Here is a 12,973-nt window from a genome sequence, read left to right on the forward strand (position 1 = left end):
AGATAGACTATGACAAATCAAACAGCATTTCCACAAGGATTCCTATGGGGCGGCGCAACAGCTGCTAACCAAATGGAAGGAGGCTTCCATGAAGGCAATAAGGGCTTGAATATCGCGGATGTACTTCCAGGCGGAAAAGAGCGTCTGCGCATTTTAGCAGAGCCTGGATTTGATTTCGAAATCGATACGGATAAATACACGTACCCGAACCATGAGGCAATCGACTTCTATCACCGTTATAAAGAAGATATTGCGCTATTTGCAGAAATGGGCTTTAAGGTATTCCGTATGTCCATTGCTTGGACTCGTATTTTCCCGAAAGGCGATGAACTTGAGCCGAATGAGGAAGGACTTGCATTCTATGATCGTGTGTTCGATGAGCTGCTTAAACACGGTATTGAGCCGGTAGTTACAATCTCTCACTATGAGATGCCAGTTAACCTAGTAAAAGAATATGGCGGATGGAAGAGCCGTGAGGTTATCACTTTCTTCGAGCGTTATGCAAAAGCTGTTTTAGATCGTTATAAAGATAAAGTGAAATATTGGATGACATTCAATGAAATAAATAGTGGACTTATCATGCCTATCATGAGCCTTGGTTTCTCTATCCAGCCTGGTGAGCATAAGTATCAGTCAGTGGTTCAAGGGTTGCACCATCAGTTTATTGCCAGTGCAAAAGCTGTCCAGTACTGCCACGAAGTAAGTCCGGAGGCACAAATTGGCTGCATGATCATCTATGCACCGGTATATGCGTACGACAGCAAGCCGGAAAATATCTTCTATGCAGATCAGGAAGCTCGCCTGTTTAACAACTATTGTGGAGATGTGATGGTGCGCGGTGCTTATCCAGCTTTCGCTAAACGTTTCTTCAAAGAACAAGGCGTGGAGCTGCAAATTGAAGAAGGTGACTTGGAAACAATTCAAGCAGGAACAGTTGATTATATCGGTTTCAGCTATTACATGTCCCGTACAGAGAAAGAAGAAAAGAGCGAGGAAGAGAAGTCACAGGGCAATATCATGTCTGGAGTGAAGAACCCGTTCCTAAAAGCAAGTGACTGGGGCTGGGAAATCGATCCGTTAGGTCTGCGTATTGCAATGAATGATATGTATGATCGCTATCAAGTGCCGTTGTTCATCGTGGAAAACGGACTTGGAGCGTATGATAAAGTTGAAGCAGATGGAAGCATCAACGATGATTACCGCATCGATTATCTTCGCGATCATATTGCAGCGATGGGAGAAGCGATTGAGGATGGCGTGGACTTGATGGGATATACAAGCTGGGGCTGCATCGACTTGGTAAGTGCTTCTACAGGAGAGTACTCTAAGCGTTATGGTTTCATCTATGTCGATAAGCATGATGATGGGAGCGGTACACTGGAGCGGAGTCGGAAAAAATCGTTCCATTGGTACAAAAATGTAATTGAAACAAATGGTGCACAACTGTAAGCTGATGAAAACCTTATCCAGATTAACTGGGTAAGGTTTTTTTCTGTTAAGAGTCTATAGAAAAAGGCATGCGCCAGAGCGCATGCCTTTGCCTATTCCATCTTGAATTTCAGGAATAATTCATTATATCGAGCCAGGTTTTCTTTGCCGAGGTTCTCATATACTTCGAGACGATCTGTCAATTCTGGCGGCGGATAAAAGCGTTCATCATTGACCATTTCCTCCGGCATATATTGCAATGCTTCTTTGTTCGGAGTGGAGTAACTCACATACTCTGTATTCTGTGCAGCAATCTTTGGATCGAGCATGAAGTTGATGAATTCATGCGCAGCATCAATATTCTTGGCTGTTTTCGGAATGACCATGTTATCGAACCATAAATTGGAGCCTTCTTCTGGTACGACATAGTCAAGATCCTCATTTTCAGCCATGATCTCAGAAGCATCCCCAGACCATGTTATTCCAATCGAAACTTCACCGGATGCCATCAGTAGCTTGTTCTCATCCCCAAGCAGTGCTCTGACATTCGGTTTTAGGCTGACGAGTTTGTCATATGCTTCTTGTAAATGTTCTGGGTCTGTATCGTTAAGGGAGTAATGAAGGCTGTTCAACCCCATTCCCACGATTTCACGCGCACCATCAATCAGCACAATTTTATTTTTTAAGGCAGGATCCCAGAGATCCTCCCAGCTGTTAAATTCGATACCGTCAATTTGCTTTGTATTGTACACGATGCCAACAGTTCCCCAGAAATACGGTACAGAATACTCATTTCCAGGATCAAACGCCAGATCCATGAACCGTGAATCAATATTTTTCAGGTTCGGTACCTTGCTATGATCAATCGGCAGCAGCAAATCCTCTTCCTTCATTTTTTCAATCGTATACTCGGAAGGAACTGCAACATCATAGCTTGTTCCACCTTGCTGAATTTTTGTCATCATTGCCTCATTTGAATCGAATGTTTCATAGACGACGGTAATACCTGTTTCTTTTTCGAACTCGTCAATTACTGCTGGATCAATATAGTCGCCCCAGTTATAAACGGTAAGCGTGTTGCTACCTGAGTATCCTTGTGACGCATTCAAGCGCGAAATCGCAACGAGCAGAATAGCGCTCACAGCAATGATTACAACGGCTAAACGTATTAGCTGCTTCATTTGAGCACCTCCAGATCAGGCGATTTCTTGCCACGTCGGGTAATGAAATAATAAACAACGACTATCAGCATCGTAACAAGGAAAATGATTGCTGAAAGTGCATTGATAGACAAGGAAATACCTTGTCTAGCTAGGGAATAAATCTCAACAGACAATGTTGTGAAACCATTCCCTGTTACAAAGAACGTAACAGCAAAGTCATCAAGTGAATAGGTAAGCGCCATGAAAAAGCCGGCGAATATACCTGGAGTGATATAAGGAATCACTACCTTTGTGACGACTTCCCAGCGTGACGCCCCGAGATCTCTTGCTGCATCAAGCAGAGAAGGGCTCATCTCGGACAGCTTCGGCAATACCATCAAGACAACGATCGGGATGCTGAACGCAATATGCGACAGCAGCACCGAATAGAAGCCGAGCTGGATACCTGCAATCGTGAACAGGATCAGGAAGGATGCACCAATGATAACATCAGGACTGACAATTAAGATATTGTTCAATGACAGCAGGGCATTCTTTGTTCTGCTGGAACGTATTTTATAAATCATCATCGCTCCAAGCACACCGATGACCGTTGAGATCAAAGCGGATAGAAGGGCAATAACAATGGTATTCAAAACAATGATCAAAAGCCTAGTATCTTGGAACAGCTCTTTGTACCAATCAAATGTGAAGCTTTCGAAATTATACATATTGCCGCCGCTGTTGAACGAGTAAAATATCAAGTAAAAGATAGGCAAATACAACAGCGCAAACATAATGATGAGAAAAATCCGTGACAGGGGAGAAATTCTCTTATCCACGTGCTCTCCTCCTTTTCGTTCCGGTTGCGAACATGATGATGAACATGAAAATGATCAGGAAGACAGCAATGGTCGATCCCATGCCCCAGTTCTGTGTAACTAGGAATTGTTGCTCTATTGCCGTACCAAGGGTAATAACTTGGCTGCCAGCGATAAGCCGAGTAAGCATGAACAATGACAGAGCTGGAATAAACGTAATCTGACATCCTGCTTTCACACCATCAATCGTTAATGGGAAGACAATCCGGCGGAACGTCGTCCAGCGTGATGCTCCCAAATCATTCGCTGCATCAAGATAAGTTGGATTCAATTTATCCAAAGCATTGAAGATAGGCAGAATCATGAATGGAATGAATATATAGACAGAAACAAATACAAAGCTGAAATCTGTAAACAGAAGCTGCTTCGATCCAATTCCGATTGTTTCCAAGAATTTATTCGCCATTCCGTATGTTCCAAAGATGCCGAGGAAAGCATAAGCTTTCAATAGCAAGTTGATCCAGCTTGGTACTATGATCAATAAGAGCCACAGCTGCTTATGTTTCAATTTTGTCAGCAAATAAGCTATTGGGTAAGCAAACAGCAGTGTGATTAGCGTAATCAGGAAAGCATACCAGAAAGAGCTTAACGTCATCTCCAAATAGATAGGCGTAAAGAAGTTTCGATAGTTGGTTAAGGAAAAATTACCATCCAGATCCTGAAAAGAGTAATAAAGCACTAATAAAATCGGTGCAATGACGAAGAAAGCGACCCAAATGACATAAGGTATGGTATACAGGTTGCGAGTCGCCTTATTCTCCATCGTCGTACGCCTCAAGTCGTTTATCGAATTCTTCCTCCGTCTCATTCAGACGCATGACGTGAATAGCTTCCGGCTCGAAGGCAAGTCCGATTTCCTCTCCTACAACAGCTTTCTTCGTGGAGTGAACCAGCCATTCGTTACCAGCATCATCGTAGCTGGAGATTTCGTAATGGACCCCGCGAAATAGCTGGGAATCCACTTTTACGCGCAGGTTTCCGGCTTCCGCGCTTGTTATATGCAAATCCTCGGGTCGGATGACAATTTCAATGGGCTCGTTCGGCTGCAGACCTTGGTCAACACAAGCGAAACTTTTGCCGGTGAACTCCACTTCGTAATCCCGAATCATCCGGCCATCAACAATGTTGGATTCTCCGATAAAGTCAGCCACAAAACGGTTAATAGGCTCATCGTATATATCAGTTGGTGTGCCGCTTTGTTCTATTTTGCCGTTATTTAGGACAAATATCTCATCCGAGAGTGCGAGCGCCTCTTCCTGGTCATGCGTTACGAAGATGAACGTGATGCCTAGACGCTGCTGCATCTCACGTAATTCGTACTGCATTTCTGTACGTAATTTCAGGTCAAGAGCGGATAATGGTTCATCCAGTAAAATTACTTCGGGTTCGTTTACGACAGCACGTGCAATGGCAACACGCTGACGCTGCCCGCCGGACATTTCACTGATTTCCCGCTTCTCATAACCAGCCAGGTTAACAAAACGCAAGGCTTCCTTCACCTTTTCGTCGATTTGCGTCTGAGGCATCTTTTTGATGCGCAGGCCAAAAGCGACGTTTTCATATACATTTAGATGAGGGAATAGAGCATAATCCTGAAATACTGTGTTCACAGATCTTTTGTTGGCAGGGATTTTATTCAAAGGTTTTCCATCGAATAGCATCTCTCCGGAAGTTGATTCTGTGAACCCAGCAATTAGACGCAAAATCGTCGTTTTTCCGCACCCGGAAGGTCCAAGAAGGGTATAGAATTTGCCGCGCTCGATTTCAAAGCTGACATTGTCCAAAACGGTGGTATCTTTATCGTACTGCTTCATTACATTGTTGAATTGAATGATCGGTTTCTTTGTCATTGTCATCTCCCTTGTTTCTTTTCCGTATTTTGATTCTAAAAATCTTGACGTACCATTATACGACAAAAAAAGACACGTTGAATAGATTTTTTTTTACATGGAACATTTTGCAGTATGATACGTATATGTAGAAAACCGAGTACGTATAGAGAGGAAGAAATGTATGTCTGCAACGAGAACTATGAAGCTAATTACAGGAATACTGGAAGCAATCCTGGCAATTCCTGTCCTTGGCGCTATCATCATTGTATCCAATGGGTGGATGCCTTTAGTCATCATGCTAGTGCTTCATATCATTACGCTTGTGCTTGCTGTCCGAGTTCAAGGGCCGCTTGCTGGAAGTATCGTCGGAATTGTCGCAGCCGCTCTTGGATGGATACCTTTCGTTGGCTGGATTCTCCACGCAGCAGCTGCAATTGTATTGCTGGTAGAGACTTTCTCCAGACGGCTGCAGTGACGATAATAATAGCATATCCAAAAACGTAAAAGACTGCCGTCTCTTAAAGCAGTCTTTTTTTACCCTGAATTCAAGTTTTATAAGATAACAGGAAGGATGAAGATGTAAAGGTGCTTAAAGAAAATGTCATCGTTCTGAAGCCAGCTGACAATTGTCTGGGATATTTGATATTGCAATGAATTTTAAAAAAAGCGACATACCGTTTCCGGAATGTCGCTTTAATGCTTATAGATATGGAGGGAATGGAGGGTCTTGAGGGGAAAGGAATGATCCTCCCCAGCGTGTGCCACCTACACAACAGACCTGGCAATCATTGTTTTTGTCTTTGTTAGAGTCCTTGTTATCATTTTCCCGGTTTGATTGAGCTGTTTCCATATAGCTTCCATCTTGGTATTTGTATTCTTTCGCCATTTGCTCACCACCTTTCCTGAATATTGTATGAACGAGGTATTTGTACAGGCACGGCGAATGTAGGAGGGGAAGAGATATTTAATTATCTCTTCTGTTATTTAGCCGGTGAAGGCGATGCCGTAAAAACTTTCGGGTCCTACCCGGACAGTTCCGAGCAAGTTGGAAGTAACGAACGCTGTGTACGTCAGCTGACCGCCGGCTGGGGGTGGTACGTTGAAATCGGCAGCAATAAAGGTGAACGCCTGCGGACCGAGAATTTCAAGATCCAAGTTGGATGAAGCAGAAAAGACGACTGGATCTGTCGGTGCCGTTCCCCGTACAACTGTGATTGTTACAGATGTAAGCGCTGGAAGAAGCGGAAGCTGTAAGGATATGATTCCGCTCATCTGAACACGAATAGGTGTCGTTGCGCCCGTAGTGATGAGCCCGATTTGACCGAATAGCTGCGGAGTGCCGAGAGTGACTGGGATGGAAATGGATCCGGAAGTGCTTGCATTCTGTGATGTTCTGGCATCAAGTACGGTAACCATGGATGTGTCCTCCTTTCAAAAAAGAAGATACTATAAGATATGAATGAAATTTTATTTTGTAGAGGACAACCAACCTGATGCAAATTCATCGATTTTCTCAATTTTAAACGGGAATTGCTTTCTTATATAAGTTTTCAGTGTTCTTGCCCATGTTCACGAGAGACCATTGCTGGTTTGCCCATGCCTGAGCCTGATTAGCTATTTGCTTACGCAGATTATCATCCTCGAGAAGACGTGCTAGCTGATGGGCAAGACTTGCAGGATTGCCAGCTTCAGATACAAGTCCTGTTACGCCTTCTTGTACCATCTCAGGTAACCCTCCTGCATCGCTCACGACGACAGGGATACCAGAAAGCTGAGCTTCCATGACGGAATGCGGCTGGGTATCCTGCAGACTTGGTAGAACGAAAATATCTGCTAACTCCAAGATATCTTTCACGTTGGTAACTGATCCAAGCAAACGAATATCTGACAGTAGTCCTCTGTCTTCCATCGAATCGGTGAATTGTTTGATTGCTTCCTCGAATCCATCGCCAAGAAACCAGCATTCCCAATCTGTTGTGTGCCTTTTTAACTGGTATAAGGCTTCAATCAGGATGTGGACTCCTTTTAGCCGGACAAGCCTGCCGACAAATAAGATGAGGGGCTTGGTTTTAGCAGGTATATTGTCTAGTTGAGGCGGCGTACTGCGAAAAGATGTTATATCCATCCCATAAGGAAACTGGACAAAACGGTTTTCTGGAATTCGATGCTGTTCGATTAAGCTGTTTTTCGTAATATCAGCTTGTGTATGGATGAATTCACTGACATGACATCCTATATGTTCTAGGTGCTCATGGTATTGGTATTCAAAGCTGCTATATAGTTCCTCGGCCGATTTGGTTGGATATATACCTTGAAGGGCAAGGAAGATTTCCTTTGTCAAATAGCCATGGACGCTTGTGACGAGAGGGGTATGTGTCGGTTTTACTCGTTCCATAGAGCTAGCAGCTATTACATCCTGCGCGTGGATTACGTCGTATTGAGATAGACCAGTAGCGAGCGCTGTCAGTTCAAGGCTGTAACGGAGGACTTCCGTTGTATGAACCCAAGAACCAGATTCCAGGTTGGGGTAGGTTGCTGCTATTTCCTCTTCAATATAGGGGCGGACATCGGCTATTTTGAAGGGGGCCTCCTGACCGAGAACACGGTATTCTGACAGTGATTCTGTCTGTGCTAGAACATCGACTTCATGGCCGAGTCTCGTCAGTTCATGCCGAAGGTTATTCACCACTGTCCATAGCCCCCCGACATGGGGCATTGGATAATAAGAAACAAGCAGGATTCTCATGTTCACCAGTCCCTTTAGATTGATTTACGATGTCTTTTCATAAGTTCAACAAGACGGGCATCCGGAATACTATAGCCGTCAGGCGCCCGTTTTATAAGCGCGACTATTTGTCTTTTCTGCATGACTGAAGCCTCCTTTAATGGAAGGATGCGTATTTCTCCAGGTATTCGTCCAGAATCGGTCGATAATATTCTTCAATCGTCTTAATTTCATGACGGATTCGAGGCTGAAATCTGGACGTTCCTGATTCTTCATGTGAACGGAAATGAATGAGCACTTGGTCTATATAATGCATGTGGACGCCATTAAGCAGCATCCGGAACCAAAGGTCATAATCATGGGTATATAGAAAGCCAGGATTAAAGGTTCCAGCAGTCTCAAATACATCCTTTCGGGCGACAATCGTACAACCGTTGACAGGGTTTTCTGTACGGAATGATTCATAAACTTCTTTTGCATTGTCGACAGGAGAGAATCGCTTTCCGCACCATTCAATGAAAACTTGATTATCTTTATCTATCAAATGATAGTTTGCAAAGCTTACAGAAGCATTGTTTGCTAGCATATAATCCATCTGGACTTGGATTTTGTGAGGAAGGAACATGTCATCGGAACTGAGCCAAGCAATGTATTCACCTGTGCATATTTCAATTCCATAATTCAGAGCAGTGGCTGTGCCGCCGTTCTCTTTACGTACATATGTGATGTGATCCAAATAAGGCTGTATTTTTTCCATTTCTGATGTGGAACCATCATCAACTACTAAAACTTCGATATTCGGATATGTTTGATCCAAGGCACTTTGAATGGCAATAGGTACATACTTGTCATTATAAAAAGGGATGATGATTGTAACTTTCGGCAGCATTGCTGCTTCCTCCTAATTATCATAATTTTTCTGTCTCCAACATAGGCATAGTAAGGATGAATATTGCACGTCTAGTGAAGGAGGCAGAACATGAAGGTGTTATTTGTATTTTACGTACCAAGCGGGGGCGTAGAGACGCTTAATCGGCAGCGGAGAGCAGCCCTGGAGCTGGAGGGCATCTCTTCGCACTTTTTGTATTACGGAAAACGTCGTGAATTGGTCAATGATCATGGTGCTCCTTTGTATATAACCAATGAGGATGCAGAAATAAAAGAGATATTTGATGCAAACAACTTCGACGCTGCAGTCGTGACTTCAGACTTCTTGAGTTTCCCCAGATTCAGACGACTCGGATTCAAGGGGAAACTAATATTGGAAGTACAAGGGTTTGGACCAAAGGAACTCGCATACTCCCAACTGCAGATGGCTGTACCGATTGTAAATAATTATGCAAATGCGTTACTGCATCCGAAGACGGAACACATTGCCGAAATATATGAGCAATTTTACCCGCATACGCCTACATTCGCATTTGACAACTGCTTTGATTCAGGTGGATTTCCCTACATTGACGGCACCTCTGCTGAAAAGCCGATCGTTGCATGGATTGGAAGAATTGAAGATAACAAAAACTGGCGTGAGTTTCTTCAAATTGGCCGCAAGCTGCTGTCAGAACTTCGCCCGGACTTGCAGCTATATATGTTCCATGACCCTTCTTTAGCAGATCCAAATGAAAACATTGCTTTTGAACAGATGCTGGATGACTTACAATTACGAAGCCATGTTTCCATTCTTCCAGATGTACCTCATACCGATATGCCATATTATTTTTCTATGGTCGGTGATTCAGGCGGTTTTCTTTTGGCAACATCGAAAGTTGAAGGAGCAGGGTATGCGGTTTTGGAAGCGATCAGCTGCGGCTGCCCGGTGTTGACAACGGATTCTGATGGTGTACGACGGGCAGTGATCCACAACCAAACAGGGAAATATTATCAGATAGGTGATCCTGAATCTGCGCTGAAAGAAGCGAAGGAACTCATGACGAATACGGAGCAGCGTGCTTATATCCGTGAGAATGCCCGCATTCATGTAAAAGAGAGATTCGGATATGAAGCATATGCGGATTCTTTCAAACAAATGCTGCTGGCTCTAGGTCTTCAGGATACTAATAAAGGATAAATTTGTTTTTGTTCTTCCAGCATGTCACGGAATGTTGGTACAGCATATGCAGGTGAATTCCTTGTGTTCAAAATTGTCCGATCTAACTCTTGTACGGCATCCGGAATGATCTGGATGTCGTCTTTTTGGTATATCTCCTTGAATAGCAGGAGCAAATCGTACTTGCTGATTTTAATTGGCGGACAGAGATGAAACAGTCCGCTCGTCTCCTGATGGATAAAGAAATCAGTTGCTTTAGCCAATTCGAGTGTTGTGACGCCATTCCAATAGACCCTTTCGAATCCTTTGATTGTACCGCTCTGGTTCATGAACCAATGGAAGAGTCCGATTCCATCTTTTTTCAGTTCTGGGCCAATGATAGAGGTGCGAATTGTAAGGTGTGGATTTGCCGTTATTTCTCCAAGCTGCTTGGTTTGAGCATAAACGGAATTCCCGTCACGAAAGTCTGACTCTGTATATCCGCCTTTCTTACCGGAAAACACACAATCGGTGCTGATTTGGATCAAGCGACCCTTTTTTCGGCTCATGAAGGCAGCAAGCTGATGTGGAAGCAGGCTGTTGATACGGAAGGCCAATAGCGGATTTTGCTCTGCAGCTTCATTCAGAATACCGGTACAGTTGATGACGATATCTGGTTCAAGAGAATTAATCAGCTGCTCTAAGGCAGATGTGTCGACAACATCAAGATATATGCTGTCCTTATCCGTTCGATCGCGGGAAGTATAGAACACATCATAATCAGCCTGTTTGCGCAAATAGCTGTACATTACATGCCCTGCCATACCCTTTCCGCCGAGGATAAGTATTTTCATTAAATAAAACCACCTTTGGCAAGCATGGTTTTTATCTCGTCCAGAGATAAAAGGTTCTGACTAGAGTTATAATTTGTTATTTCCACTTTTTTATAGTCTTTGTAATATTTTTTGATATCCTCTGACTTGATGTCAGGAAGAATGACGAAATAACGATCATCGTAGAGAATGGCAGAATGACTTTCATTCACTGTCAGCAGCAGCTCGTGGATTTTCTCACCAGGACGGATACCCAATATTTCGAATTCAATTTTCTTTGCTCCGGATGCCTCCATTAAAACTTTGGCCAGATCTGTGATTTTGATAGCTGGCATCTTCATGATGAAGATTTCTCCTCCAACGGCTTCGAAAGTCGCTTTGAAAACGAGCTTGATAGCATCCTCTACAGTTAGAAAGAAGCGGGTCATTTCCGGATCGGTTATCCCGATCTTTCCTTTTTGTCGAATTGCCTTCTTAAATACATGAATGACACTGCCATTTGTCCCGAGTACATTCCCCCCGCGGATACAAACGAACGTTGTATTGGCGTGAAGCGTATTAGCGTGTGTAATTAGTCGCTCACCCATGGCTTTTGATAGTCCATAGAAGTTAGCTGGATCAGATGCCTTGTCTGTAGATATATAGATGACTTTATCGATCTTATGATGAATGGCTGCATCAATGACATGCTGGGTCCCGATTACATTGGTCTTTAATGCCTCCAGCGGCTGATCTTCACAAACAGGTACATGTTTGAGTGCAGCCAGATGAAATAGATAGTCTACTCCGTCTGTTGCTTCGATCAAGGCTTCGCGATCGCGAATATCCCCGATCTTGAAGTGAAGCTTCGGGTTATTATCGAATTCCTGTTTCATCGTAAACTGATGGGATTCGTTGCGGGAAAATATGCGGATCTCCTTGGGATGGTGCTGCAGAAGCTGCCTTACAAGCTCGTATCCCCACGAACCTGTACCCCCTGTAATGAAAATCGTCTTATCCTTAAACAATTTCCAAACCTCCTAAAAGAATTTTAATCACTTTATCCGAGACATGCAGGTCTGCATATCCTGAAGGAAACTCCCAATTTTTTGAGGCCGATGCCATTATCGTTGCACAGCGTTGGATAGCTTCGGCGCTGATACCAGATACCATATTGCTTCCGCACGCTACGGTTTCGGGACGTTCGGTCGTTTTTCGAACCGTTACAGTCGGTGTGTGGAATAGACAGCATTCTTCTTGTACAGTGCCGCTGTCAGTCAGAGCCAGATATGTGTGCTTTTCAAGTGTGACAAAATCAAAAAAGCCGAAAGGTTCATGGAATTCGACGAGTGGACTAAGTGTCAATTCGTCGGTTTTGGTTATCTTAGATTTTGTACGCGGGTGGATGCTGCAAATCATTCGTTTTTGAAACTTCTCAGCTGTTTCACTAAGGCCCAGCAGGATTTCTCGAAGCCTATCAATGTGATCGACATTTTCTGCTCGATGGATGGTTGAAAGCAGATAATCATTCTTTTTCAGCTTGAGTTCTTTCAGAATCCGACTGCTTCGGATGCCAGACTCATAATGTTTCAATACTTCATAAATTGGATTGCCAGATACGATTACACGTTTTGCAGGCAGTCCTTCTCGGAGCAGGTTTTCTCTGCTGCCCGGTGTATAAGGGAGATTCAGAGTTGAGATCGCATCAATCACACGACGGTTATTCTCCTCTGGAACTTCTAAATCAAAACAACGGTTTCCAGCTTCCATGTGAACGACAGGTATTTGCATTCGCTCAGCAAGCAGTGCACTTAAGGCGCTATTTGTATCTCCAAGAACTAATACTTTATCAGGAAGTTCCTGATTCAGGATGATCTCCAGTTCCTGATACATAGTGGCCAGCTGTTCTCCTAATGTCTGCTGGCTCTGGGACAGTATATAGTCCGGTTTGCGGATTTGCATTTCGTCAAAAAATACATCACTTAAGGTTGAGGTGTAGTTCTGGCCCGTATGAACGAGAATATGCGAATCTGCAAGTTTATCAAGCTTTTTGATGATTAGTGATAATCTAATAATTTCCGGACGTGTACCTAACACAGTTAAGACCTTCACAATTAACCTCCTTCG

The 12,973-nt window shown here is 43.6% G+C and carries 14 protein-coding genes; 3 read left to right on the forward strand and 11 right to left on the reverse strand.

Features of this window, described 5'->3' with window-relative positions; all coding sequences use genetic code 11:
- Nucleotides 1–9: 9 nt before the first annotated feature.
- Nucleotides 10–1,449 (forward strand): glycoside hydrolase family 1 protein, encoded by a 1,440-nt coding sequence (locus tag CHH58_RS08600; RefSeq protein ID WP_095232153.1) that lies wholly within the window; start codon nt 10–12, stop codon nt 1,447–1,449.
- Nucleotides 1,450–1,541: 92 nt separating this feature from the next.
- On the opposite strand, the gene CHH58_RS08605 is transcribed toward CHH58_RS08600, so the two are convergent.
- From CHH58_RS08605 to CHH58_RS08620, 4 genes are read right to left on the reverse strand one after another with little or no spacing between them, the layout of a single operon-like run.
- On the reverse strand, nt 1,542–2,609 hold the full coding sequence (locus CHH58_RS08605) for an ABC transporter substrate-binding protein (RefSeq protein WP_095227599.1): 1,068 nt from the start codon (nt 2,607–2,609) through the stop codon (nt 1,542–1,544).
- A complete protein-coding gene (locus CHH58_RS08610) occupies nt 2,606–3,412 on the reverse strand; it encodes an ABC transporter permease (protein WP_095227601.1) in 807 nt (268 codons plus the stop codon). The genes CHH58_RS08605 and CHH58_RS08610 overlap by 4 nt, the downstream gene beginning before the upstream one ends.
- Nucleotides 3,405–4,214 (reverse strand): ABC transporter permease, encoded by an 810-nt coding sequence (locus tag CHH58_RS08615; RefSeq protein WP_095232155.1) that lies wholly within the window; start codon nt 4,212–4,214, stop codon nt 3,405–3,407. The genes CHH58_RS08610 and CHH58_RS08615 overlap by 8 nt, the downstream gene beginning before the upstream one ends.
- Complete coding sequence (locus CHH58_RS08620) at nt 4,204–5,301, reverse strand: ABC transporter ATP-binding protein (RefSeq protein ID WP_095227605.1); 1,098 nt, start codon at nt 5,299–5,301, stop codon at nt 4,204–4,206. The genes CHH58_RS08615 and CHH58_RS08620 overlap by 11 nt, the downstream gene beginning before the upstream one ends.
- Nucleotides 5,302–5,464: 163 nt before the next feature.
- Here CHH58_RS08620 and CHH58_RS08625 point away from each other — a divergent pair, with 163 nt between their 5' ends.
- On the forward strand, nt 5,465–5,758 hold the full coding sequence (locus CHH58_RS08625; RefSeq protein ID WP_095232156.1) for a hypothetical protein: 294 nt from the start codon (nt 5,465–5,467) through the stop codon (nt 5,756–5,758).
- A 225-nt stretch (nt 5,759–5,983) separates the two neighbouring features.
- Here CHH58_RS08625 and CHH58_RS08630 read toward each other — a convergent pair whose 3' ends face one another.
- The 4 genes from CHH58_RS08630 to CHH58_RS08645 form a co-directional block, all read right to left on the reverse strand.
- The gene (locus CHH58_RS08630) at nt 5,984–6,169 is read right to left on the reverse strand and encodes a hypothetical protein (protein ID WP_095227609.1); all 186 of its coding nucleotides are present in this window, start codon (nt 6,167–6,169) and stop codon (nt 5,984–5,986) included.
- Nucleotides 6,170–6,267: 98 nt separating this feature from the next.
- Nucleotides 6,268–6,699, reverse strand: a complete 432-nt coding sequence (locus tag CHH58_RS08635) for a hypothetical protein (protein WP_095232157.1) — start codon at nt 6,697–6,699, stop codon at nt 6,268–6,270.
- Nucleotides 6,700–6,802: 103 nt separating this feature from the next.
- Nucleotides 6,803–8,029, reverse strand: a complete 1,227-nt coding sequence (locus tag CHH58_RS08640) for a glycosyltransferase family 4 protein (protein WP_095262380.1) — start codon at nt 8,027–8,029, stop codon at nt 6,803–6,805.
- 136 nt (nt 8,030–8,165) lie between these two features.
- Nucleotides 8,166–8,897, reverse strand: coding sequence for a glycosyltransferase (locus CHH58_RS08645; RefSeq protein WP_095227614.1), 732 nt, complete (start codon nt 8,895–8,897; stop codon nt 8,166–8,168).
- A gap of 90 nt (nt 8,898–8,987) precedes the next feature.
- Here CHH58_RS08645 and CHH58_RS08650 point away from each other — a divergent pair, with 90 nt between their 5' ends.
- A complete protein-coding gene (locus CHH58_RS08650; protein ID WP_095227616.1) occupies nt 8,988–10,076 on the forward strand; it encodes a glycosyltransferase family 4 protein in 1,089 nt (362 codons plus the stop codon).
- Here the strand turns inward: CHH58_RS08650 and CHH58_RS08655 are convergent.
- The 3 genes from CHH58_RS08655 to wecB are packed head-to-tail and all read right to left on the reverse strand — an operon-like array spanning nt 10,055 to nt 12,958.
- Nucleotides 10,055–10,888 (reverse strand): dTDP-4-dehydrorhamnose reductase family protein, encoded by an 834-nt coding sequence (locus CHH58_RS08655; RefSeq protein WP_095227618.1) that lies wholly within the window; start codon nt 10,886–10,888, stop codon nt 10,055–10,057. The two genes, CHH58_RS08650 and CHH58_RS08655, sit on opposite strands and share 22 nt — an antisense overlap.
- Complete coding sequence (locus CHH58_RS08660; RefSeq protein ID WP_095227620.1) at nt 10,888–11,874, reverse strand: polysaccharide biosynthesis protein; 987 nt, start codon at nt 11,872–11,874, stop codon at nt 10,888–10,890. The genes CHH58_RS08655 and CHH58_RS08660 overlap by 1 nt, the downstream gene beginning before the upstream one ends.
- Nucleotides 11,867–12,958 carry a non-hydrolyzing UDP-N-acetylglucosamine 2-epimerase gene (gene wecB, locus CHH58_RS08665; protein WP_095262381.1) on the reverse strand — a complete coding sequence of 364 codons (1,092 nt, stop codon included), beginning with the start codon at nt 12,956–12,958 and terminating at the stop codon, nt 11,867–11,869. The genes CHH58_RS08660 and wecB overlap by 8 nt, the downstream gene beginning before the upstream one ends.
- Nucleotides 12,959–12,973 lie beyond the last annotated feature (15 nt).

This window comes from Terribacillus saccharophilus (assembly GCF_002272745.1).
GTDB lineage: Bacteria > Bacillota > Bacilli > Bacillales > Amphibacillaceae > Terribacillus > Terribacillus saccharophilus_B.